The 22434-nt window shown below is 62.5% G+C and carries 26 protein-coding genes and 1 tRNA gene; 14 read left to right on the top strand and 13 right to left on the bottom strand.

The features are described from left to right. Positions 1 to 17: 17 nt before the first annotated feature. Positions 18 to 230, top strand: a complete 213-nt coding sequence (locus AC1XDK_RS22390) for a hypothetical protein (protein WP_231182834.1) — start codon at positions 18 to 20, stop codon at positions 228 to 230. Here AC1XDK_RS22390 and AC1XDK_RS22385 read toward each other — a convergent pair. The 5 genes from AC1XDK_RS22385 to AC1XDK_RS22365 form a co-directional block, all read right to left on the bottom strand. Then, entirely contained in the window at positions 227 to 1954 is a 1728-nt protein-coding gene (locus tag AC1XDK_RS22385; protein WP_483352196.1) for a small ribosomal subunit Rsm22 family protein, read from the bottom strand. The genes AC1XDK_RS22390 and AC1XDK_RS22385 overlap by 4 nt on opposite strands. Next, positions 1951 to 2694 carry a prephenate dehydrogenase/arogenate dehydrogenase family protein gene (locus AC1XDK_RS22380; protein WP_483352195.1) on the bottom strand — a complete coding sequence of 248 codons (744 nt, stop codon included), beginning with the start codon at positions 2692 to 2694 and terminating at the stop codon, positions 1951 to 1953. The genes AC1XDK_RS22385 and AC1XDK_RS22380 overlap by 4 nt, the downstream gene beginning before the upstream one ends. 52 nt (positions 2695 to 2746) lie before the next feature. Beyond that, entirely contained in the window at positions 2747 to 3196 is a 450-nt protein-coding gene (locus AC1XDK_RS22375) for an ester cyclase (RefSeq protein WP_483352194.1), read from the bottom strand. A 171-nt stretch (positions 3197 to 3367) separates the two neighbouring features. Beyond that, positions 3368 to 3817: an ester cyclase gene (locus AC1XDK_RS22370; RefSeq protein ID WP_483352192.1), complete on the bottom strand. Its 450-nt coding sequence runs from the start codon at positions 3815 to 3817 to the stop codon at positions 3368 to 3370. 140 nt (positions 3818 to 3957) lie between these two features. Beyond that, positions 3958 to 5310 carry an LLM class flavin-dependent oxidoreductase gene (locus AC1XDK_RS22365; RefSeq protein WP_483352190.1) on the bottom strand — a complete coding sequence of 451 codons (1353 nt, stop codon included), beginning with the start codon at positions 5308 to 5310 and terminating at the stop codon, positions 3958 to 3960. A 189-nt stretch (positions 5311 to 5499) separates the two neighbouring features. Here AC1XDK_RS22365 and AC1XDK_RS22360 point away from each other — a divergent pair, with 189 nt between their 5' ends. Beyond that, positions 5500 to 5823: a hypothetical protein gene (locus tag AC1XDK_RS22360; protein WP_483352189.1), complete on the top strand. Its 324-nt coding sequence runs from the start codon at positions 5500 to 5502 to the stop codon at positions 5821 to 5823. A gap of 233 nt (positions 5824 to 6056) precedes the next feature. Here the strand turns inward: AC1XDK_RS22360 and AC1XDK_RS22355 are convergent, their stop codons facing one another. Then, positions 6057 to 7289, bottom strand: a complete 1233-nt coding sequence (locus tag AC1XDK_RS22355; RefSeq protein ID WP_483352188.1) for a carboxylate--amine ligase — start codon at positions 7287 to 7289, stop codon at positions 6057 to 6059. Positions 7290 to 7409: 120 nt separating this feature from the next. After that, positions 7410 to 8588, bottom strand: coding sequence for a M24 family metallopeptidase (locus AC1XDK_RS22350; protein ID WP_483352187.1), 1179 nt, complete (start codon positions 8586 to 8588; stop codon positions 7410 to 7412). Here AC1XDK_RS22350 and AC1XDK_RS22345 point away from each other — a divergent pair. The 3 genes from AC1XDK_RS22345 to aroA all read left to right on the top strand — a co-directional run bounded on the left by AC1XDK_RS22345 (position 8587) and on the right by aroA (position 10625). Further along, positions 8587 to 8730: a hypothetical protein gene (locus AC1XDK_RS22345; RefSeq protein ID WP_483352186.1), complete on the top strand. Its 144-nt coding sequence runs from the start codon at positions 8587 to 8589 to the stop codon at positions 8728 to 8730. The two genes, AC1XDK_RS22350 and AC1XDK_RS22345, sit on opposite strands and share 2 nt — an antisense overlap. An 8-nt stretch (positions 8731 to 8738) precedes the next feature. Continuing rightward, positions 8739 to 9191 carry a universal stress protein gene (locus AC1XDK_RS22340; RefSeq protein WP_483352185.1) on the top strand — a complete coding sequence of 151 codons (453 nt, stop codon included), beginning with the start codon at positions 8739 to 8741 and terminating at the stop codon, positions 9189 to 9191. Positions 9192 to 9335: 144 nt separating this feature from the next. Next, positions 9336 to 10625, top strand: a complete 1290-nt coding sequence (gene aroA, locus AC1XDK_RS22335) for a 3-phosphoshikimate 1-carboxyvinyltransferase (protein ID WP_483352184.1) — start codon at positions 9336 to 9338, stop codon at positions 10623 to 10625. A gap of 1 nt (position 10626) precedes the next feature. Here the strand turns inward: aroA and AC1XDK_RS22330 are convergent, their stop codons facing one another. Then, positions 10627 to 11199, bottom strand: coding sequence for an Ig-like domain-containing protein (locus AC1XDK_RS22330; RefSeq protein WP_483352183.1), 573 nt, complete (start codon positions 11197 to 11199; stop codon positions 10627 to 10629). Between the two features lie 105 nt (positions 11200 to 11304). Between AC1XDK_RS22330 and aroC the strand changes: the two genes are divergently transcribed. From aroC to AC1XDK_RS22310, 4 genes are all read left to right on the top strand, one after another. Beyond that, the gene (aroC, locus tag AC1XDK_RS22325; protein WP_483352182.1) at positions 11305 to 12453 is read left to right on the top strand and encodes a chorismate synthase; all 1149 of its coding nucleotides are present in this window, start codon (positions 11305 to 11307) and stop codon (positions 12451 to 12453) included. Positions 12454 to 12475: 22 nt separating this feature from the next. Next, a complete protein-coding gene (locus AC1XDK_RS22320; RefSeq protein ID WP_483352387.1) occupies positions 12476 to 12877 on the top strand; it encodes a HalOD1 output domain-containing protein in 402 nt (133 codons plus the stop codon). A gap of 285 nt (positions 12878 to 13162) precedes the next feature. Beyond that, entirely contained in the window at positions 13163 to 14071 is a 909-nt protein-coding gene (locus tag AC1XDK_RS22315; protein ID WP_483352181.1) for a DUF7504 family protein, read from the top strand. Positions 14072 to 14103: 32 nt separating this feature from the next. Then, positions 14104 to 14733, top strand: coding sequence for a uracil-DNA glycosylase (locus AC1XDK_RS22310; protein ID WP_483352180.1), 630 nt, complete (start codon positions 14104 to 14106; stop codon positions 14731 to 14733). A 71-nt stretch (positions 14734 to 14804) separates the two neighbouring features. Here the strand turns inward: AC1XDK_RS22310 and AC1XDK_RS22305 are convergent, their stop codons facing one another. Continuing rightward, a complete protein-coding gene (locus tag AC1XDK_RS22305; RefSeq protein ID WP_483352179.1) occupies positions 14805 to 15014 on the bottom strand; it encodes a hypothetical protein in 210 nt (69 codons plus the stop codon). Between the two features lie 68 nt (positions 15015 to 15082). On the opposite strand from AC1XDK_RS22305, the gene AC1XDK_RS22300 reads away from it, so the two are divergent. Continuing rightward, the gene (locus AC1XDK_RS22300) at positions 15083 to 15835 is read left to right on the top strand and encodes a TIGR04282 family arsenosugar biosynthesis glycosyltransferase (protein ID WP_483352385.1); all 753 of its coding nucleotides are present in this window, start codon (positions 15083 to 15085) and stop codon (positions 15833 to 15835) included. Positions 15836 to 15865: 30 nt separating this feature from the next. Here the strand turns inward: AC1XDK_RS22300 and arcD are convergent, their stop codons facing one another. Next, positions 15866 to 17314 carry an arginine/ornithine antiporter ArcD gene (gene arcD / locus AC1XDK_RS22295; RefSeq protein ID WP_483352178.1) on the bottom strand — a complete coding sequence of 483 codons (1449 nt, stop codon included), beginning with the start codon at positions 17312 to 17314 and terminating at the stop codon, positions 15866 to 15868. A gap of 147 nt (positions 17315 to 17461) precedes the next feature. On the opposite strand from arcD, the gene AC1XDK_RS22290 reads away from it, so the two are divergent. Next, positions 17462 to 17544: transfer RNA gene (locus tag AC1XDK_RS22290), tRNA-Ser, on the top strand. 616 nt (positions 17545 to 18160) lie between these two features. Here the strand turns inward: AC1XDK_RS22290 and AC1XDK_RS22285 are convergent. Beyond that, complete coding sequence (locus AC1XDK_RS22285; RefSeq protein ID WP_483352177.1) at positions 18161 to 18322, bottom strand: TMEM175 family protein; 162 nt, start codon at positions 18320 to 18322, stop codon at positions 18161 to 18163. A gap of 68 nt (positions 18323 to 18390) precedes the next feature. Beyond that, complete coding sequence (locus tag AC1XDK_RS22280) at positions 18391 to 19389, bottom strand: malectin domain-containing carbohydrate-binding protein (RefSeq protein WP_483352176.1); 999 nt, start codon at positions 19387 to 19389, stop codon at positions 18391 to 18393. Between the two features lie 182 nt (positions 19390 to 19571). On the opposite strand from AC1XDK_RS22280, the gene AC1XDK_RS22275 reads away from it, so the two are divergent. Both AC1XDK_RS22275 and AC1XDK_RS22270 read left to right on the top strand, forming a co-directional pair. Then, positions 19572 to 20219 carry a helix-turn-helix domain-containing protein gene (locus AC1XDK_RS22275; RefSeq protein ID WP_483352175.1) on the top strand — a complete coding sequence of 216 codons (648 nt, stop codon included), beginning with the start codon at positions 19572 to 19574 and terminating at the stop codon, positions 20217 to 20219. Between the two features lie 46 nt (positions 20220 to 20265). Further along, positions 20266 to 20586 (top strand): DUF5785 family protein, encoded by a 321-nt coding sequence (locus AC1XDK_RS22270; protein ID WP_483352174.1) that lies wholly within the window; start codon positions 20266 to 20268, stop codon positions 20584 to 20586. Here AC1XDK_RS22270 and udk read toward each other — a convergent pair whose 3' ends face one another. Continuing rightward, positions 20587 to 21327, bottom strand: coding sequence for a uridine kinase (gene udk / locus AC1XDK_RS22265; protein ID WP_483352173.1), 741 nt, complete (start codon positions 21325 to 21327; stop codon positions 20587 to 20589). Positions 21328 to 21517: 190 nt separating this feature from the next. Between udk and AC1XDK_RS22260 the strand changes: the two genes are divergently transcribed. Then, complete coding sequence (locus tag AC1XDK_RS22260; protein ID WP_483352172.1) at positions 21518 to 22276, top strand: GTP cyclohydrolase III; 759 nt, start codon at positions 21518 to 21520, stop codon at positions 22274 to 22276. The last annotated feature ends 158 nt before the right edge of the window (positions 22277 to 22434 follow it).

The raw sequence follows: 22434 nt of genomic DNA, 5'->3' as shown, positions 1-22434 counted from the left end.
ACATTATGCGAACGGACATGGCGGAGGGAAATGTCACAGACGCTCACACACTCGAACTCAACTACGAATACGCCCAGCGTAACGTAGACATCCTGTCCATCTGGTTCGAGTGCGAGCCAAAGAAGACGGTCGAACTGCTCGCGGAGAACAAAATACCGCTGTCACCGAACGACGAAGGGAAGTTCGGTTCGTACTACAACTTCGTCCGGGAGTGCGTCGAGGCGAACTAGCGGCGGTCTACGACCGTCCGCTCGTCCACGACGAGGTTGTACGCTTTTTCGTCCTCGTTCCAGAGCACGAGTACGTCCTCGAACGAGAGGAGGCTTCCGTAGGCCGCCTCGCGAAGCGTGCGGTTGAGTGACGTTTCCTTCGTCAGGACCGCGAAGTTCCCCACCGCCTCGCTGCCGTCACTGATTTTGAACACGGCGTTTTCACCCTCCTCCGACAGCGAGTGACTGAGTTTCACTGCGACGAGGTTCACCCGCTCGGTCACGTGCCGCTCCATCTCCGCCATCTTCGCGGATTCGGCCGGATTGGCGGTGAACTCCCGTCGACGGGTCCCGTCGGTGCGGAGGATGACGTGCGAGAACTGCACGTCGACGTTGACGAACTCGCCGTCGCCCTCGATGTCGTCCAGCGTCACCAACTCCCGCGGTTCGTCCGTCTCGGGGTCGTGTGTGCTCGCATCAGCACCACCCGCATCGAGTCCACGCCCGGACGCGTCGCTACCGTCGTCGCTGTCGCCGTATTCGCTCGCGTCGGTTCGGTACTGACTCGCGTCGATTCTGTCCTGACTCGCGTCGATGCCCTGCGTCCCCGTCCCCTCATCGTCGTTCGAATCGAACTCGTAGTTGCTGGCGTCGATACCTCGGTGTTCCACCTGACCCGTGGACTCCTCGGAGCGTCCACCCGTTTCGCGTTCGGCGGACCCATCGCCACCCTCGCCGTCTCCGCTCTCCCCGGCGTCCAATCGGCGCTGGAACGGCGGCACGGCCAACTCGGGTTTCACGTCGAACGACCAGCAGTCGTCGGTCGGTTCCTCGTCGGGCCAGAGGCGAAGCGTCGGCGAGAACACCGCCGTTCGGTCTGCGACGCTCCGTTCGACCTCCCGAAGACCGATGCTGGCGTTCTTGTCCGCCGGGGAGATGGCGACCATCGACCCCGTCGGCGCGAGGAAGTAGAGATACTTTCGAACGACTGCCTCCGGGTCGGCCAGTTCGCTCAACACGTTGCCGAACAGGATGAGGTCGTACTTCGTGCCGCCCTCGGGTTCGAAGGCTTCCGCGGTGTCGCGGTGGACCGTCGGGTAGAAGTTCTCACCCGTCTCCTCCAGCATCGCGGCGAGGACGTCGGCGGCGTCGCTCGGTTCGACGGCGTGATACTCCACGAACGTCTCTGCCGGAACGAAATCGTGGAGACCGAGGGCGGGGCCGCCGACTCCCGCTCCGACGTCGAGGACGCGGAGTTTTCCGGGCAGCAGGCCGCGTTCCGCGAGTTCCGAGAGCACGTACTGGACCACGGCGTAGTAGTCGGGCAGGTGGTAGACGGCGTAGCCGAGCGCGACGCGATAGTCGTACTCGACGGAGTTCTGGGCGAAGTAGTCCTCCTTGAGGCGTCGAATCGTCCGGCGGAGTTCGTCGCCCGACGCGCCGTCCGGCCACCCCGCGCCGAACTCCGCGACGAGCAGGTCTTCGAGTTTTCGTCCGTACTTCTCGGGGAACGAATCGACGCCGCGGAACTCGGGGCGAACGGGGTCGTCCGAGGCGGGTTCGAAGGTGCCGTCCTCGCGCTCCACGAAGCCGAGCGACCCCGCTTCCTCGCGAAGGACCTGCCGAACGACCGCCGGGTGGGGTCCCCCCTCGACGTACTCCGAAATCTCCTCGGGGTCCACGGGTCGCACGTCTTGGAGGTACTTCGCGTTCGACAGCACCTGCTCGCGCTGCTCCGCGTTCATTCGTCCACCTCGTGTGCGTCCGCGGCCTCGCGATACAACCGTTCGAAGTCGGCCGGGTCGGCGTCGGCCAGTCGCTTCGCCGCTTCCGCCACGCCCGTCGCGCCGTCGAAGGTGGCCTGAATGTCGGCGTACACGCGCGGTTCGCCGTCGGTCACGTGGTCCGCGAGGTCGGCCAACTCATCGTAGACGGGAGTTCGAAGCCCCTCGGGGACGGAGTTCGCCGCCAGCGCGAAGGCGAGTACCGCGGCGTGCGTCCCGGCTTGCACCGTCGTCATTGCGTCGTCGTGTTCCGCCGCCGTCGTCTCGACCAGCGTGTTCCCGCGGGCCTCGATTGCGGCGAGTAGTTCGTCCGTCACCGGGCCGGGTTGGTCCGTGACGACCGCCACGTTCCCCGGGGCGGTGTCCGACCCGAACAGCGGATGCAGGCTTACGCGTTCGACGTTCGGTGCGTGTTCCGCCATCGCTTCGACCGGTCCGGCCATGACGCCGCTCACGTCGACCATCGCACGGTCGGCCTTCGGCGCGTGTTCCTCGATTGCCGCTTGGGTTGCGGGAATCGGGACGGCGAGACAGACCACGTCGAATGATTCGTCGGACTCCAGCGCGACCGCTCGCCCGCTGACCGTTCGAGCGGCCTCCTCCGCAACCCCCGGTTCCGCGTCGGCAAACGCGATGTCGCCCGGTATCACCTCGGCGAACCAGCGACCCATCGCGCCCGCCCCGACGACGAGTACGTTCATTGTCTTCGCGTTGGTGTGGTCCGCCCAAAAGAGGTTCGTTTGTGCGGGTCGGTCAGTCCGTCGGTTCCGATTCCGTCGGCGGTTCGACGGCACCGATCTGTTCGAACAGTCCCAGCGCGTCGTCGTTGACGTACCGTTCCGCGAGTTTGCCGCCTTTCAGATGGTCGATGACGATTCCAGTGACCTCTATTTTCGTTTCCGTCGGCGCGATGCCCATGAGCTCACCGTCGTGGGTGGCCCGCGTCGTATATCGCGTCACCACCACGTCGTCCACGGCGTACATTCCGTCCACTTCGTGTTCCATGTCGGAGAAGGAGTCGTGAAACGCCTCGACTAATTTCCGATACCCGTCCGGTCCACGCGCCGGCTCGTCGAGCATCGGATTGTGAAAAACGAAGTCTTCGGCGACGAGGTCGGGAATCACGTCGAAGTCCCCTCCGTCCCATACGTCACGAATCTCCCGGTGGACGACCGCTTCGTTGTCGGCTGTCTCGATACTCACAGTGTCCCCCGCGAGTCTCGAACGCTCAGTGAGTGCATAAACGGAACTCATCGTTCATCCGGTAACGGGCGTAGACAGCGGTGAAACGGCCGCATTTCTCCGTTCCGAACCTCCGTCTCGCCGGTTCCGGAGACGAGGGTTCCAAAAAAGCGGTTCGACGCGTCCACCCGCTTACTCCTCGAACTCCCGCATCTCCGGCGGCAGTTCGACCACGCCGAGTTGGACGAGCATGCCGAGTTCGTCGGCGTTCTCGTATCGCTCGCGTATCTTCCCGTCCTCCAGTCGGTCGATGATGATACCCGTCATCTCGATTCGTTCGTTGGTCGGTTCCTTGCCCATCATCTCGCCGGTGTTCGTGCCCCGCATGGTGTACCGAACGACCACCTCGTCGTCCGACGAGAGGAGGTCCTCGACCTCCATCTCGAAATCGGAGAACATCTTCCGGGTTTCCTCGGCCATCTCCCTGTACTCGTCCCGGCCGTTGATGTCCATCATCGATGTATGATAGACGAAGTCGTCCGTCACGGTGTCGTCGATGGTGCCCAAGTCGCCGTCGCTGCTCCATACCTCTTCGATATCGCGGCGGACGACCGTCTCGTTGTCAGTTGTTCCGATACTCATGGTGTTTTCCCCGCAGTCGAAGTAGGTCACGTACGGCGATAAACGACGCTATCGTTCACCCGGAAACGGGCGTGAGACGTCGGGAAATGCGGGATGGTTCGACCGACAGCACCGATTTCCGTGTCCACCCCCGGCCGATTTCATCGCCTCGCCGGATGGTCGGCAGCGAGGTGCTGCCGACCGAACACGTTCTCCCGAAGCGTTTCACCCGCGTACTCCTCGCGGACGAGGCCCCGTTCTCGGAGTTCGGGCACGACCAATTCCACGAAGTCCCGGAGCGTGCCGGGGCGGACGATTTCCTTGAGGTTGAACCCCGAAATCCCCGTCTCCGCGTGCCAGCGTTCGAGTTCGTCGGCGACCGTTTCGGGCGACCCGACGACGACGGGCGAGGTGGAACCGAGTCCGCAGAACTCCGCCACGTCGCGTACCGTCCAGTCCCGCTCCGGCGCGTGTTTGGTGAGGGCGTCCACCGCGCCCTGAATCGCCTCGGTTTCGATGTGTTCGACGGGTTGGTCCGGCGCGAGTTCCGAGAAGTCCAAATCCATGAACCCGCCGAGCAACGTGAGCGTGGCCTCCGTATCGACGTTCTCGCGGTACTTGTCGTACTTCGCCTGTGCGACTTCCTCCGTCTCACCCACTATCGGCGCGATTCCGGCGAAGAAGGCGAGGTCGTCGCCGTTTCGTCCCGCCTCCTCGGCGCGCGCTCGAACGTCCTCGACGTAGCTTTTCACGGCCGCTTCGGTGGGTTGGCTGACGAACAACGCCTCCGCGTTCGTCGCCGCAAACTCCCGCCCGCGCTCCGACGAACCGGCTTGGTAGAGGACCGGCGTCCGCTGCGGCGACGGTTCGCAGGAGTGCGGGCCGGGAACCGAGAAGTGCTCGCCCTCGTAGTCGATGGCGTGAACCTTTTCGGGGTCGGTGTACCGCCCCGCCTCGACGTCCCGAACCACCGCGTCGTCCTCCCAACTGTCCTCCCAAAGGCGATAGCAGACGTGCATGAACTCCTCGGCCCGGTCGTAGCGCGCGTCGTGTTCCATTCGCCCCTCCAGTCCGAGATTTTCCGCCGCGCTTTCGAGGTAGGAGGTGACGACGTTGAACGCGATTCGCCCGTCCGTGAGGTGGTCCAGCGTCGAAAGTTCGCGGGCGAGTTGATACGGATGGACGTACGTCGTGGAGCGCGTGACCGCGAAGCCGAGGTCGTCCGTGACGCTTGCCATCGCCGGAATCACCAGTTCCGGATCGTTCGCGGGCGTTTGAATGGCCTTCTCGATGGCCACGGTTCGGTCCCCGCCGTACACGTCGTAGATGCCCCGAACGTCGGCGAAGAACACGGCGTCGAAGCCGCCCTTCTCCGCGAGTCGCGCGACTTCCTGCCAGTACGCCATGTCCGTGTAGCGGTGGGACTGGTCGCCCGGCGTGCGCCAGTTGCCCGCCGTCACGTGTTCCACCGAGTTCATGGTGAACAGGTTGAAGTGGATGGTTTCGTCGCTCATTGTGATTCGTTGGTCGTACTCCGGAGCGACGGAGCAAATGTGAGGGGGACGCGGCGACGTTCTCCGTCATCTCGGATACGATGAGGGCGACGGAGATAGCGGGAGTTGGGAGGTACTGTGGTTGCAACTGTTGAAGTGACGACTCGGAAAGCCCCCGACCGTTCGCGACGAGGTAGTGTTGGTTTGTCCATGACTGCAAATACAGACGTCAATGAAACCGCAACCACACCGTGCCACTCCCTCCCCAGCCGATTCCTCCCGTCGTCGCTAAAGCTCCTCCGGTCGTCATCCCTCGCGCGGAAGCCAGTCAGGCCCTCGGACGTGAAGTCCTCGGGCCTGCCGGCCACGCGCGCCGTGGCAGTTGGTCAGTACTGCGTACCCTGTCTGTTCCCCATGGCGCGCGCTGGCGGGGCGGGTCGGCCAGTAATCGGCCGACCCGACTCGCCGACAGCGTGCGAGGTCTTCGTGAGTGACAAAGGAACGAACGAATGGCTCGTCAGAGCAAAGCTCTGACGGTGGATGACGAAGGGAGCGGTAGCGACCGAAGGAGTCGGTTGGGGAGGGTGTGGCTCGCAATCCGGTTGCGTGGCGGGGTGAAATGAAAGGGGGCCGCGACCAGGCGGGGGCTTTCGCAATCCACTTCCCTGTAACAGTAGTCCCAAAGGGAACAAAATCCCTCCGACGAAGCGAGTGGGCAGAGGCTTTCAGGAAAAAACCGCGATACATCCCAAACCCTTAGATTCGCCCTAGCAGGAACAGTAGTAGTCGGCGGTTCCGAACTCGGTTTTCATGAGCCGACGGATTGGTCCGACGTCGCTCGGCCGATACACACCCGTCGTCAACTCGTCCGAGCCCTCGAACCCGCCGGACAGCAGGGACTCCCACTGCCCCGCCGAAAGAGCGTCCGAGAAACCGGAACCGTTTGCCAGCAGTTTCAGATAATCGGCGAGGTATACCCACATGGCCGAGTGCGCCTCGCCGGAATCGAACTCCTCGCCGACCGCTTCGGCGTAGGCGGCCCCCGGCAGGTCGGCACCGGCCTGGACGGGCAGCGAAATCCACTTCCACGGACGGGTGTTGATGTCGAGAAGGACGTACTCCTCCCGGCTTTGGTCGTAAACGAACTCGGCTTCGCTGATGCCGTAGTACCCCGCTTCATCCAGCACTTTCAGCGCGCGCGCCTCGATTTCGGGCTGGTCCGCCTTCCGAACCAGACACGAGGTACCGAACGCCTGCGGGTAGCGAACCCGGGCGTTGCCGACGAACGTCACGGGGTCGCCGGATTGGGGGACGTACGAGGCGAGCGAGCAGTCCCGTCCGACGGCGATGTCCACTTTCTCCTGTGCCATGACGTTGATACCGGCGTCCGCGGCCATGGCGGCCACGTCGGCCAACTCCTCGCGGTCGGCGACTTCGATGACGTTGGTTCCGACGGCCTCCTCGAACTCGCGTTTGAGCGCGGGTTTGACGACTAACGGGAAGCCGAGCGCGTCGGCCGCATCGTCCGGGTCCGTCTCCGAGAGGCGGTACGTCTCGGGGTAGGGAACGCCCAACTCCTCGGCCTTCGCGTAGAGCGACTCCTTGTCGAGGACGGCGTCGATGGTCTCCCGGCCGGCGAACGGCAGGCGGACGCCCTCGGGTTCCGTCCCGGCGAAGGCGTGGACCCACTCGTCCATGCACGGGAACGCGACGGGGTCGTGGTCCAGTTCTGCGGCGAGCGCTTCCACGTCGTCGCGGAATCCGTCGGAGTCGTCGAGCGGGAACGTCACCCGTCCGGCGAAATCCACGGCGTCGGAGTACGGCGCGACGCCCTTGCCGTTTCGGTCGATGGCGATGACGGGAACGTCGTGGGCGGAGAGCGCGCGGGCGACGCTCAATCCGGTGACGTGTGCGTTGCAGACTATCGCCGGTGGTTTGTCGAACGTCGCCTCGGTGAGCGCGCGCCGAAGCCCCTCGAAGGAACGAAATTCGTCGGCCATAGGTTCGATTTTCGGAGTGGAGCCTAAAGGCTGTCCGACCGGGAGAAAGCCGCCGCTATCTCGGAAGCGGAAACGAATCGAAAAAGAACGAAAGGGAGGACGAATCGAAAACCGGTCGGCCTACTCCTCGTCCACGACGAGTCGAATCGGGTAATCGGTGAAGTTCTCGTAGCCGTCCTCGGTGACGACGGCGATGTCCTCGATGCGGACGCCGCCGACTTCGGGGTCGTACAGGCCGGGTTCGATGGTGACGACGTGGCCGGGTTCCAACTCGCCGCCGCTGGGGCTGAGTCGGGGGTCCTCGTGGACGTCCAGTCCGACGCCGTGGCCCGTGCTGTGGATGAATCCCGTCTCGGCGTTCGGGTTGTTCCGAAGCGTGTCGTAGCCAGCCTCCTCGTACACGTCGCACACCGCGTCGTGTACCTCTTCGCCCGTTGCACCCGGTTCGAGGGCGTCGAACGCCGCGTCGAACGCCTCGTGCGTGAGTTCGTAGCGTTCGCGTATCTCCTCGGAGGGTTCGCCGCGCACGAAGGTTCGGGTCATGTCGGCGTGGTACTTCGAAGTTTTGTCGCGGGGGAAGATGTCGATGATGATGGCCTCGTTCGCCGCGATCGGGCCACTGCCGCGGTTGTGCGGGTCTGCACCCGCCGCACCGCAGGCCACGATGGTCTCGTCCAGCGCGGCCCCGTGACGGAGGAGCGTCACCTCTATCTCCTCTTTCACGCGCTCGCTGGTCAGCGGTTCGCCGTCGTAGTGAAGCAGGCCGTCCCGAATCGTCGCCGCCGCGAGGAGGTCCTCGGCGGCGTGCATGGACGCTTCGTTCGCCCTCTGTGCGACGCGGACGTGTTCTATCTCCTCGTCCGTCTTCGTCGCGCGAATCCGCACGAGGACCGAGGAGTTGTCAGGCTGAACGGTCACGCCAGCCTCGCGCAGTCCGTCCGCGGTGCCGACGGGGAACCGGGCGGGGACCGCCACCGACTCGACGCCGCGGTCGGCGAGGAACTCGGCGATGATGTGGTTCTTCGCCGCTTCCGGGCCGTGTTCGGCTATCTTCTCGTAGTAGTCGTACTCCGACAGTCGGGAGACGGTTTCCGCGTCGCTTTCCTTTTTCGCCCGTCCGTATTCGAGACTGGAGACGAGGAGGTGAACGCCGTCGGCGTACAGCGTCGTGAAGGCGTCCGGCGCGTCGAAACCCGAGAGATACAGCTGGTCCGAATCCGTCGAATCGGCGTCGATGAGGAAGCCGTCCACACCCATCGAATCGAGGATGGAATCCAATGCCGAGAGGTCCTGTGCCATGTCGTTCGACACAGAGGCGACAACTAAAACGATGTCGGAGGGCGGGCGTGGTCTCGGCAACATCGACCGGAAAGAGCCGATTCCCACCGACTCGAACTCCCCACCCCCGCCGAAATCCACATCCGCCTCCACGACCAACTAGCACCCGTTATGGGGGGATATCTGGTCGCGCTCGATGGCTCGCCGTCGAGTACGGACGCACTGAACTACGCCATCGACCTCGCGGAGGACACGGACGCCCCGATTACGGCGATTCACGTCGTCGTCCCGACCGAGGTGTTCACGGGAGGCGACGCGCCGCCGACGAGTTTCGCCGAGGCCGACCGCGAACTCCTCTTGACGAGCGTCGAAGACGCGGAGACCCGCGGGCAGGACCTGCTCGACGACGCGGCGGCGAGCGCCGAACGTCGGGGAACGGAAATCGAGACGGGGATGCTGTACGGCGAACCGGTCGAACGAATCACGGAGTTCGCGGAGGACAACGACTTCGACGCCGTCTTCGTCGGCCATCGCGGCGCGTCCGAGCGCTACGAGACGCTGTTCGGAAGCGTCGCAAAGCAGGTCACGGGACGCGCGACGATTCCGGTTACGGTCGTCCGGTGAAGCGTCTCGGAGTCGAGACGTTTCCGACCGGCACGAGAGATTGTCTCCGACTGAGGAGATGTCTCGAACAGGATGGATGTCTCCGACCGGCGATATTTTCCGGAGGGCGGTAGTCTGATACCCGTTCGGATAGACGGGTCGCACATGGATGTCGAAATCTCTCGGTCGAGACTCTCCGGGACGGCGCGGGCACCGCCGTCGAAAAGCTACACACATCGTGCGATTCTCGCGGCCGGTTATTCCGGCGGGGCGCTCGTGTTCGACCCGCTCATCAGCGCCGACACGAAGGCGACGATGCGGGCCGTCGATGCCTTCGGCGGCGACGTGACCGATACCGGCGAGGCCATCGAAATCGACGGCTTCGGCGGCGAACCGACCACCCCGGCGGACGTGCTCGACTGCGGAAACAGCGGGACGACGATGCGACTGGTCTCCGGGACGACGGCACTCGTGGACGGCATCACCGTCCTGACTGGTGACGCGTCCCTCCGCTCGCGCCCCCAGGGACCGATGCTCTCGGCCATCGAGCAACTCGACGGCAGGGCCGAAAGCAGCCGCGGCAACGGCAAAGCCCCGATCGTCATCAAGGGGCCGATTTCGGGCGGAACGGCCTCGATTCCGGGCGACGTCTCCTCGCAGTACGTTTCGGCGCTGCTGATGGCAGGTGCACTGACCGACGACGGCGTGACCATCGACCTCGAAACGGAACTCAAGTCGGCACCATACGTGGACATCACGTTGGAGTTGTTGGACGACTTCGGCGTCACCGCGAAGGAAGTGGACGGGGGCTATCACGTCGCGGGCGGGCAGTTCTACGAACCGAGCGACGGCGAGTACCACGTTCCGGGCGACTTCTCCTCGATTTCCTACCTCCTCGCAGCGGGCGCGGTGGCGGCCGACGACGGCGAGAGCATTCAAATCGAAGGCGCGTATCCGAGCGCCCAAGGTGACACGTTCATCGTCGACGTCCTGAAGCAGATGGGCGGGGACGTCCACTGGAACCGCAACGACGGCGTGCTGACGGTTCGACGTTCCTCGCTCTCCGGCGTCACGGTCGACGTCGGCGACACGCCGGACCTCCTCCCGACCATCGCCGCCCTCGGTGCCGTCGCGGACGGCGAGACGCGCATCGAGAACTGCGAACACGTTCGGTACAAGGAAACCGACCGCGTGGCGGTGATGTCGAAGGAACTCTCCAAACTCGGTGCGAGCGTCGAAGAGGAAGAAGACGCCCTCACCGTCCACGGCGACGAGTCGGACCTCGTCGGGTCCGTAGTGGACGGCCACGGCGACCACCGAATCGTGATGGCCCTCGCGGTTGCCGGACTCGCGGCCGACGGAACGACGATGGTCGCCGGTTCGGAACACGTGGACGTGTCGTTCCCCGACTTCTTCGAGGTCCTGTACGACCTCGGCGGCGACGTACAGCGATAACTCAGTTCGTCTCCGTCCCTGTCGTGGTTCCCGTTTCCGTTGCGGTTCCCGTTTTCGTCGTCGTTTCCGATTTCGTCGCGGTTCCCGTCTCCGATGTAGTTTCTGTTCCCGCCGCCGTTCCAGTTTTCGTTGTGGTTTCCGTTTCTGTCGTGGTCTCTGCTTCCGTCGCGGTTCCCGTCTCCGTCATCTCCTCCTGACACGTCGAGGTGACACCGATTCCGTCGGGGCCGACGTCGACTAAAATGACGTTCGTTTCACAGCCGCTCATCTTCCACTCCACGGTGCGCCACATGTCGTTGTCGAGTTCCACGTTCACCTCGTAGGTGTCCGCTTTAAGGATGTTTCGCCGGTTCTCTATCCATCCCGGAAAGAGGTAGAACTTCGATTTGTAGTGGTCTCCCGTACGGGTGCCCTTGATGGAGACAGTGACGACTCGTCGCTTCTCGAAGAAGTTTCGAACGCGCAGGCTCACCGGTTCCGCGTCGTCGTCGGCGCTATCCGTCGGAAGTCGGCCGACACAGCCCGCGGAACTCCCTATGAGACCAAGCAGGGCGGCGAATCGTCGCCGATTCATCGCCTGCGTGTTGGTGTCCTGGCTATAAATTTTCTTTCGGCCACCGGTGGCGAAACGTTCCGGGGTCTGCAACCTCTAAATGCCCCCGCCGCACAGGAACGGGTAATGAACGGAAATCGATTCGGACGCCTCTTTCAGGTGACGACCTATGGCGAGAGTCACGGGGAGGCCATGGGCGTCACGATAAGCGGCTGTCCGGCAGGGCTGGAACTCACGACCGACGACGTACAGGGCGACTTGGACCGGCGAAAACCCGGTCAGTCGATGATATCGACCAGTCGGGACGAACCCGACGCCGTGACCATCAACAGCGGGATTCAGGACGGCTACACCACTGGCACGCCCATCGGGATGGTCATCCAGAACAAGGACGCCCGGTCGGGCAAGTACGAGCCGTTCATCACCGCACCGCGGCCGAGCCACGGGGATTTCACCTACTCGGCGAAGTTCGGGACGCGAAACTGGGGCGGCGGCGGTCGGTCGTCGGCGCGCGAGACGGTGAACTGGGTCGCCGCGGGAGCCGTCGCCAAGAAGATACTCGCGTCGGAAGGGGTCGAACTGAAGGCGCACGTCAATCAGATCGGCGACGTTCGCGCCGACGACGTTAGCTTCGAGGAGATGGTGGAACACAGCGAGGAGAACGAGGTCAGGTGCGCCGACCCGGACGTCGCCGCGGAGATGCGGGAGTTGATAGACGAGTATCAGGAGAAGGGTGACTCCATCGGCGGGTCGATTTACTTCGAAGCGCGCGGCGTCCCGCGTGGATTGGGCGCCCCGCGCTTCGATTCCGTCGAGGCGCGACTCGGGCAGGCGATGATGTCGGTGCCGGCCACCACCGCGTTCGAGTTCGGCCTCGGCCGAAACGCGCGCGAGTGGGCGGGGCACGACCGAAACGACGAATGGGAGTTCGACTCGAACGACGACCCGAAACCCGTGACGAACCGCCACGGCGGCCTTCAGGGCGGTATCACGACGGGCGAACCGATTTACGGGGAGGTGACGCTACACGCGCCGACCTCGATTCCGAAGACCCAGACGACGGTCGATTGGGAAACCGGCGAGGAAAAGGAAGTGCAGGTCATCGGCCGTCACGACCCCGTGCTTCCGCCCCGCGGCGTCCCCGTGGTCGAGGCCATGCTCGCGCTCACGCTCGTGGACTTCATGCTGCTCGGCGGGCGCATCAATCCCGACCGATTGGATGGACAACCGGGAGAGTACGACACGGAGTATCATCCTAACCGACCGGAGACGTAATTTTATACCGCATCGGGGGTGAATCATCGACGATACATCGATAAACCGACAAAACGTCGACACCGATGAGGAGGATGAGGGGAGCGGTCCGACGCTCGTTGCGTCCAGTCCGCGGACGTACCACACGCACCGTGATACGACGTCGTTTGGAACCCTGAGCGAGACCGTCATCGAAGCTGTCGCGGCGATTCGGGGCATAGACCCGACCGAAACTATGACTCCGCTGGTGGACGTTCTCGACCCGGACGCCCTCGATGCGCTCTTTACCCGTGCCCCTCGAGAACATCGAACCACGGGGCATATCACGTTCGCCATCGACGGTCTGACCGTGTTCGCCCACTCGAACGGACACGTGATACTCCGCGAGTGCCCCCGCTGCGGACGAACGGAGCGTTCGCTACGGCCCGCGATGTCAATGATATGAAATCACCACAGCGGGCGCACGTGATTCTTGTTCACGAACAAATTTATTACGAATAGATGCGTATAGCGCCCTAGACGGCAGCGGTTGGAGTGTGGTGCTCGAATCGCACGCCATAATCAAACCAGTATACGTCTCAGCGGCCAGAACGTTTCGAAAGGGATCGCTGACGTGAGGAACCGTGTCGCCCATACGCCGAGATAACACAGTAGCCGAATCAATGAAACCAATCAGACGGACCCTCCAGTGGTTATCGAACGGAAGAAACGATTGCCGGAGTCAACCCCCATGACGAGCGCGAACCTCGACTTCGAGACCGGCAGTAGCGTCCTCGTCACTGCGCCGCGAGGAGCAAACGGCCGAGCGGGGAGTCATCCCCTCACGTACGTTCCGCACGACGATACCAACGCGTTGGTGGCCGTGACGTTCGACCGATCTGCGGGTTCGTTCCTCGATCTCTGGCGTCAGCACGTCGGTCCGCTTCCCGACGCGGTCCGCGTCATCGAGGTCGGCGCGTCGATGCGTGTTACGGAATCTTCCGCCGACCAGTCGGTACGGGCGACCGTCGATACCGTCCATCGACCCGACGACCTAGACGGGATTCGGGCGGCCATCACGTCCGCCCTCGCGGCGTTCGATGACGAGAAGACGCTCCTCTTCGACTCGCTCACGACTCCGCTCGAACACGTTTCCGTCCATCGGATGGTCTCCTTTTTCGACGGCGTTTCCAAGCTCCTCGCCGACATGAACGCCGTCGGGTACTTCCGATACGACGGATACACCGATGACTCGGAGGTCGCTCCGTTTCGAATGCTCGCCGACGAGACGGTCGATTTTTTCCACGACGCCGACCGTCCCATCCGGTCGTCCACGGCGGGGTCGAGCGGCGGTCCGTCGCTCGATAGCATGTTCGAAGCCCTCAGTTCGAGGAAACGGCGCGACGCGCTTCGCTATCTCCTCGACACCGACGAGACGGTCGAAATAGACGAGTTAGCGAGGGCGGTCGCCCGACGCGATGTCGTCGGAAAGGAGGTGACGCCGGACCAGCATCGCCAGTGCTACGCGACGCTGTACCAGCTCCACCTCCCGAAGCTCGACTCCGCGGGACTCATCGACCACAACGAGCGAGAACACCGCGTTTCGGTTCGGGAGAACGCGCGATGGGCGGCGTCGTTTCTCGCGCTCGCCGAGGAGTAGCCCCTTTTACGCTCGCGGCTCAATCACGGTGTATGAACGCGAAACAGGAGGAGCGCTCGAATCCCTTCGGAATGGACGAGGAGTGTACGAACTGTGATTTATGTAAACGCCGCGAACGAGTCGTTCACGGCTACGGCGACGTGGACGCGGATTTCCTGTTCGTCGGCGAGATGCCGAGCGCGGGCGCGGACGGAACCGGTGTCCCGTTCACCGGGGACGAGGCTGGCGAACGGCTACAGGCGGTTCTCGGCCGACTCGGTCTGAGCGACTCGCCGGCAGACGCCGACGAACCCGAAATCGAGAACGCGTTTCTCACCTACCTGACGCGCTGTCACCACCCGGAACGGCCGCCGAACGACGGTGAAATCATGACCTGCGAGCCATATCTGAACGCCGAGATTCGGATGATAAACCCCGAAATCCTCGTTCCGGTCGGGGAGGGTGCACTCACCGAAATCGCCACCGAATACACCACGACACCGGCGTCTGACATCGACATCGCGGAGGACCACGCGACGACGATTCGTGGACGCGGGTTCGAACTCGTTCCGATGATACATCCCGGAGAACCGACCGAAGAACAGACGGAGGCGTTCGTCGAGCACTTCGCCGAGTTGATGGGGACGGATTACCGGCAGACGAAAGGCAGACAGGGCCGATAACGGCCGACGAATACCGACGGAGCCGATAAAACCGGCGAACCCCGACAGGGAGATTTAGCGCCCCGATTCGTTCACCAGTAGGGGTTCTGCCGCCACCGCTTCGAGCGTCCGCCGACGTGTGCCAGTCCGGCGACGGCGACGACCAGCAGTGCGATGGAAGCGACGCTGGCGGTGACAGCGTCGCCGGTGAGCGTTTGCGTGACGAAAACGAAGAGCGCGCCGAGCGTCAGGGCTGCCAGAACGGCGACGCCGAGGAGGCCGAGGGGTTTCGTCCAGTGCATGGTCGAAATTGGAAGGTGGAGGGCATAAAATGGTGGCTTTCAAGGCGCTTCCGCCCCGACAGGCGGGTATGACCACTATCGCCGTACTGGCCGACCCGCCGCGCGAAGGGTTCGTCCTGCCGGAACTCCCCGAAACGTCGCCGCTCTCCACGATAGAGGCGACCGAACTGTACGCCGCCATGTTGAAAGACACGTTCCTCGCGGCGGCGAACAGCGGCGGGGAACTGCTCGTCAACTATCGCCCCGACGAGGCGATTCCGGACGAGTACGAAGGGGGTGGCAGTTCCGAAGAGGAACTCCGCGCGCTGGCGGAGGAAGCGCTCGACGACGTGAGCGACGTGCGCTTCGAGGTGCAGGTCGGCGAGACGTTCTCGGGGCGCGCCGGAAACACGGCGACTCACCTGCTCCAAGAGGAGGGCGTGGCCTCCGTCGCCATCGTGGACGGCACCGCGCCGATGCTGACGCGAAAGGAGATCGACAGCGCGGCGATGAAACTCCGCCGGAGCGAAGTCGTCCTCGGCCCTGCCGACGACGGGCGACTGTATTACCTCGGCGCGACGGACACCATCGACTTCGCGGACGTGTACACCGCACCGGAGATAGAGACGGCGACGCACCGCGCCGTCGACGCCGGCCGCGACGTGGATTACCTGCCCGCGATGACGAGCGTGGCGACGGGCGAGGACTTGCGCTCGCTGATTCCGCTGTTGAACGCCCGCATCGCCGCGGAACGAATCGTCCCGGTCAACACGGCGTCGTACCTCCACGAACTCGGCGTGCGCGTCGAAGAACGGGACGGAAAACGGGAACTGGTTCGGTAGTCGGCTCTTCGTTTGTCGCTCAGTCGTCCGTCAGTCGGCGGACGCGACTGTACCCTGCTTCTCCGACGAATCGGCCGCGATTCCCCGTCCAGTGGCAGCCATCGCGAACAGGATTATCGGCGAGAGGAAGCCGAAGAGGTAGTACGGCGCGTAGGAAAGTGTCGAGACGCCGAGCGCCCCCGCCATGTAGATGGCACCCGCGTGCCACGGAATGAGCGCGCCGGTCGGGGTTCCGGCGGACTCGACGGCCTGCGAGAGGTTGCTGCTGTCGAGTCCGTACTCGTCGTAGAGGTTACGGAGCGTCATGCCGGGGACGACGATACTCATGTACTGCTGGGCCGTGAGTGCGTTCGTCAGCATGGCGGCCGCACCCGTTCCGGCGACCAACCCGCCCACGCTGCTGACCGATTGGGAGAGGCGGTGTGCGAGGACGGCGAGGACGCCCGTCGTTTCGAGCAGTCCACCGAGGGTGAGGGCGGCGATGACGACGCTGATAGTCCACGCAGAGCCTTCGATACCGCCGCTCTGGAGCAGTCCGTTGACGAGGTCCATTCCAGTCTTCGGGGCCGTTCCTGCGAGCACGACGTCCCACGCGGCCGTGAACGACATCCCTTGGACGAGGATGGCCGTTCCGACGCCCGAGAAGATACCCGCGACGAGCGACGGCAGCGCGGGATAACCGCGGAGCGCGAGGCCGAACGTCACGACGAGCGGGATAAACACCAACGGCGAGATGTGGTAAGTTCCGAGCAGCGCGTGCTGGATGTCGCCGACGCGCCCACCTTGGGCGCTACCGCTCGCCCGCAACCCGAGAATCGCGTAGCCGACGACCGCGAGACCGAACGCCAGAACCGTCCCGTTCCGCATCGCGCGGATGTGGTCGTACAGTTTGGTGTTCGTCACCGCCGCCGCGAGGTTAGTGGTGTCCGAGAGCGGCGATTGTTTGTCCCCCGCGTACGCGCCCGAGAGAATCGCCCCGGCGGTCATCGGCGCGGGAATCCCGAGTCCCGACCCGATGCCGATGAAGGCGACGCCGAGCGTCCCCACCGTGGTCCACGAAGACCCGATGGAGAAGGCGACGAGTCCCGACAGTATCGCCGTCACGGGCAGGAAGACGGTCGGCGACAGCAGTTTCAGCCCGTAGTACATCAGGCCGGGAATCGTCCCGGAGCTGATCCACGTCGCGATGAGGGCGTAGATGGCGAACAGGATGAACACGGCCTGTAGCCCCATCAACAGGCTGTCCGCGATTCCGTCGTACAAGTCCTCCCACGAGAGGCCGAGGAGGTAGTAGCCGACGAGGCCGGTGAACACGATGGCCCACAGCAGCGGCATGTGGGGGTCCATCCCCAGCCACGCCGACCCGACCGCGAGGAACAGGATCGTCGCGAGAACGGGCAAGAGCGCTTGTCCGAACGACGGTCGCCGGTCCTCCGGCAACTCCGCGTACGTCAACGGTTCGAAGTTCAGTGATGGCATCGTGGCCGAGGAAATGCACCATAGGAATTAAACGATTATGGTTCAATGTCTAACGATAATATTTCAGTCGGCTCATTAGTTTGAGCCGATACGTTGCTGCCCCTAGACCGACAGTTCTTAAACCTGGTACCGAGTACACCCGGCCGTGGTGGGATGGCAGAGCGGCCTATTGCGCCTGCCTTGAAAGCAGGTGGCGTCATGCCTCTTGGGTTCAAATCCCAATCCCACCGTCTTCGGTGTGAGTAATCGCCGAGCACCGCGTAGCGTGTGCTCGGCAGTCACGAACAGCGAAAACGGCGTTTGGATTTGAGGGACGGAAGAGGCAGTCTCACGAGCGAAGCGAGTGAGGAAGCGTCTTCAGGTGGTTCAAATCCCAATCCCACCGTTCTCAACGCGAACAACTCGTGAGCGTTGAGCAAGGCGTCTGGGTTTGAATTGGACCGAGGTTCTGCGCCGTGCGCAGGTACTCGGGCGTTGTTCAAATCCCAATCCCATCGAGCAAAAGATTCGAATAGGATCATGATATGGAATCGCGAGCATTCAGATCAATCGCTCCGAGACCAACGATACTGGTTCCCTATGTCATGCCGATATGCGTCCAGCTTTTCGGAATTTCGAAAGGTGGGGAGAAGGATGACGCTCCCCAGATGTCAAATGGGGATGACAGAGCCAATTATGGAAACAGGCCGAACCAAGCCTGACCGTTGCCCCCACGGCAAGGGCGTTTGGAGCAACGCAGTATTTACTTGTGTCTCTTTATATTTTGATGAAGTTCGCGTATATATGTCTACAGAGCCCCCGATGGCGAGAAAACTGAACACCTAGCCGAACAACTCGTGCCACTGGTCAATAACGAGGGTCGGAAGGACCGCGGTCGATGCCCCCGGCGGGACGGTCGGCCACGGGGATGTCCAACACCAACAAGGAGATGGCGATGGCCAAGATGCCGTCGCTGAACGTAACAAGTCGCTCCGTTTCCGCCGTCTCCCGCCGAAAAACGATGCCCATACGATAACTATTGGCCACGCATGCGCGCTTCTTCTTGCCTCGGAAGAAGTGAGCCGATAGCGAACCCGTTACGTCGCTTCGATTCCCGAATCCGTGGCTACCGCGAGAAGGGGTTGCTCAACTGTCGCACTGGACCACGACCGGTCGTCGGTTCCGTCCGAGTCGCCGCGGTCCTTGTTCACGTTACCCTCGTTTACGCGGACGATTTCGATACCCGAGAGCATCGGGTCCTCCTTGCCGTGTAGGAACTTCACGTTGAGGACGCCGTCGCGGACGGTGACGGTGTACGACTTCATCGTTCCCCGGTCGTGACCGAGTTCCCGATACATGTCGTAGTTGTGGAGGACGCGCTTTCCTTCGACTTGCACGTCGAACTTCCGTGGTCCCTCCTTCTGGTAGTCGTTCCATCCCGAGTCGTCGAAGTACGATTCGACGAAGTAGAGTCTGACCTCGTACGTACCGCTCTGCACCGGGAATCGGTACTGCATCTCGGCGTCGTCGCTGTGGTCGTTCTTCACGTCGGCGTCGTAACGTCGGCTTTGGAACACCGCCTCGGGCGTCCCCTTCGGGACGGCGGGGGTCATCGCCATCGGATCGTTGGTTTGGTTCGTGTGACTGCCGCTGATGCGTGCGTTCCCGAACCGAATGGGGTTGTTTTCACCGTCCGCCAACCAGTCCGGACCGCCGTTCGCCGCCGGAAGGCGGCGACCACCGACGTTGACGCGGTATCGAACCGTTTTGCTCGGAGCGCTGGTTTGCGTCGTGGTCGTTGTCGTGGTTGTCGTGGTTGTCGGCGTCGGTGTCGTCGATGCGGTCGTCTCAGTCGTCTCGGTCGTTTTCGTCGGCTGTGTCGTCGTGGTCGTCGTTGCTGTCGGCGTTGCTGTCGGCGTGTTTTCCGTGGTCCGTGTCGTTCCCGCCGGAGTAGTACCATTACCTGCGCCACCCGCCGCCGGTCCCAGGATTCCACCCGGTATCCCCGCCACTATCAATAGTCCCGCAACGAAGAAAACGACGCCACCGCCGATGAGTATTCCGTGGATGAATCCACCGGATGAAGAGCCTGACATGTTTCTCATCTTCCTCGCATGTGCCGCGCCATATGCCGAAGTTCGGAAGCCCATCCAGTTAATTATACACCGGCTAAAGTGCAATCGAGACGAAAATAAGGGGGTGATTTTCCGTTCGATATTTAAACAGGCATGAATCAGCAAGCAGAACAGCGAATTGGGTACTGTTTGTTGTAACTCGTGTGAGTACGATTGCTGAAATCGCACTCCCGACGAGCGAATTTGCCCTTCACGAGACGTTTTCGCGGATGCCAGAGGCGAGATTCGAAGTCGTGGGAGTGGTTGCGCACAACGTAGAACACGTGATGCCGCAGTTGCGGGTCATGGCGTCCGACATATCGGCTGTAGAGCGGGCGTTCATGGACGATAACACGGTCACGAACGCGACGTTACTGACGAGGCTGAAGGACAGGGGGTTGTTTTCGATACAGTGGGACCGAACCGTTCACCGGACTCTCTCTCTGATCGCGATGGACGATACGGCCGTCCTCACCGCGCAGGCCGCGGACGGCAAATGGACCTTCCGTATCCAATGTACGGACCGCGAGATTCTCTCGGAGATATACGGAACCTGCCACGAAAACGACGTCCCCGTTGAAGTTCAAAACGTTCAGGAACGGACAACGATGGTGGACGACCCGCACGAACTCACTCAACAACAGCACGAAACGCTACGGAGCGCCATGAAGCGGGGATATTACGAGATTCCACGGAAGGTGACGACCACGGACCTCGCCGAAGAACTGGGTGTTTCACATCAGGCCGTCTCCGAGCGGTTGCGGCGAGGTCACCGGAGTTTGGTGGAAAACTCCCTCTCGCTGTCCCGATAGTGAGACAGAAAGCAACCCTTTTGCTCCCCCAAACAGAGATGCGAACATGGACTGGCCTCACGACCCGGATGGTGAAGAAGGGAGCGAGGGTGGACGCAAGTACGGACTCGCTATCCTCGCGAAGAAACTGGACGAGGACGAGGACTTCCCGCTCGAACGCGACGAGTTCGTCGAGGAACACGCCGACGAGCCGATTCGAATCAACTACAAAAAGGTCGTCAGCGTCGACGACATCTTCGAACACGTCGAACCGACCGAGTTCGAGACGATAACCGATTTCCACAAGGGTGTCGGCAACGCGATGCGGGCCGGTGGCTTCTGGGACTACCATCCGGTCGGCGAGAATCCCGAGAAGAAACGAGCCTGACTACTCCGACTTTTCCGACGACCACCGCTCACCGCCACCGTTGGGTGTCGGGGCTGGCGCTTCTTTCCGCTCGGTACCCTCGTCCGTCGGGATTCGAATCTCCTCCTCGACGTCCCACGAGTGTTCCGTGCGCGTCTCCGCGCGCACCTTCTCCTCGAGGAGGTTGACCGCGACCCGGTTTGCGCCCTCGGGGATGATGAGGTCGGCGTGCTTTTTCGTCGGTTCGACGAACTGCTCGTGCATCGGCTTGACCGTCGAGAGATACTGGTCCATGACGCCTTCGAGGTCCCGTCCGCGGTCCACGACGTCGCGCTCGATTCGGCGGAGGATTCGAACGTCGGCGTCGGTTTCGACGTAGACTTGCAGGTCGAGCATCTCGTTGACCTCGGAATCGTACAGCGCGAGAATCCCTTCGAGAACGACGACGTCCGTGGGTTCGACCGTGACGCGTTCGTCCTTGCGGTTGTGAACGTTGAAATCGTACTGTGGCATCTGGATAGTCTGTCCCGAAAGCAACGAATCGAGGTGGTCGCGGAGGAGGTCCCACTCGAACGCCGAGGGGTGGTCGTAGTTTATCTCGGTTCGCTCCTCGAAATCGAGGTGCGAGAGGTCCTTGTAGTAGTTGTCCATCGGAATTCGAGTGATGGAGTCACTGCGCGTTTCCGTTATCTCGCGGGCCACTGTCGTTTTCCCCGCGCCAGTGCCCCCCGCGATGCCGATGACGAAAGACGGGATACTCATTGTGGGGTGCAGGTGGAACGGAGATTTGAATCCCTCGGAATGGAACTCGTCCGAAAACTGACGTTCCGCGTCCGCTTCCTCGGCACTCCCGAGAACCCACTGCCACCCGTTTCGTTTTGCGTTCCATTTCTGGGACGTGGAACACGATTAGGACCGCTTATACGATAGTGCCTCAAAGTCAGGACCAACAGTGACGAACGCCCAGATAACGTTGATTCAGATCGACAACTACGGGCCGTGGACCGTGACGCCCGAACCGCGCCGGGAAGTGGACCTCCAAACGCTGCAATCACGGTTGTACGCCGACCTCTCGCAGCTCATCGGTAACCGGGAGGGCTACGTCTTCTTCACGCGGTTCGACAACATGGTGGCCGTGACGAACGGCCTCTCGCTCTCCGACCACGCGCTCGTACAGGAATCGGTCGGCAATCGCTATCCCGTGACCGTCAGTTTGAGCGTCGCCACGGGGACGAGTCCGGTGCAGGCGCTCCACGACGCCACGGAACTGCTACAGGACGCCGGAAGCGCACAGGACGGCTCGCGCCGCGAAATCCTCGACGGACGAACGATAGACGAGGAATTCCGAACGGACGACGACGTCCAGATAGCCCACTTCGACGTGAACGACATGACCGGCAACTACACCGACGAGGTGAACGCCTTCGACTCGTTCATCCACATCGAACAGGGGTACGCCGAACTGATGCGCTACATGCGCCGGGCACACGACTCGCTCTCGTTTTTCGTCGGCGGGGACAACGTCATCGCCGTCTGCCCGAATCTGGACGAGGAAGCGTACGAGGACGCGATTCAGCACGTCGAGGAGACGGTGGAAGTCGAACTGAAAGTCGGCGTGGGACAGGGACGGGTGCCACAGGACGCCGGGATGGACGCGAAACACGCGCTGGAAACCTGTCGTGCGACCGGAAGCAGAATCGAATTCGAGTAGCTATCTCCGAACGACTCACCGGGAGCGGTTTCCAACCGTTTACAACGGCACCGAATCGTTCACGCCGACGGAAAAACGTAGCTATAGTAGCCGTTAGAAATTTCTGCCCGGATAACGTTGAGTGTTCTAATGGACCATCTTGACGATATTTCCGTCGA

The sequence above is a fragment of the Haladaptatus sp. HS23 genome, assembly GCF_056892285.1.
The sequence above is the reverse complement of the archived record's forward strand: the minus strand, read 5'-3'. Positions and strand labels throughout refer to the sequence as shown.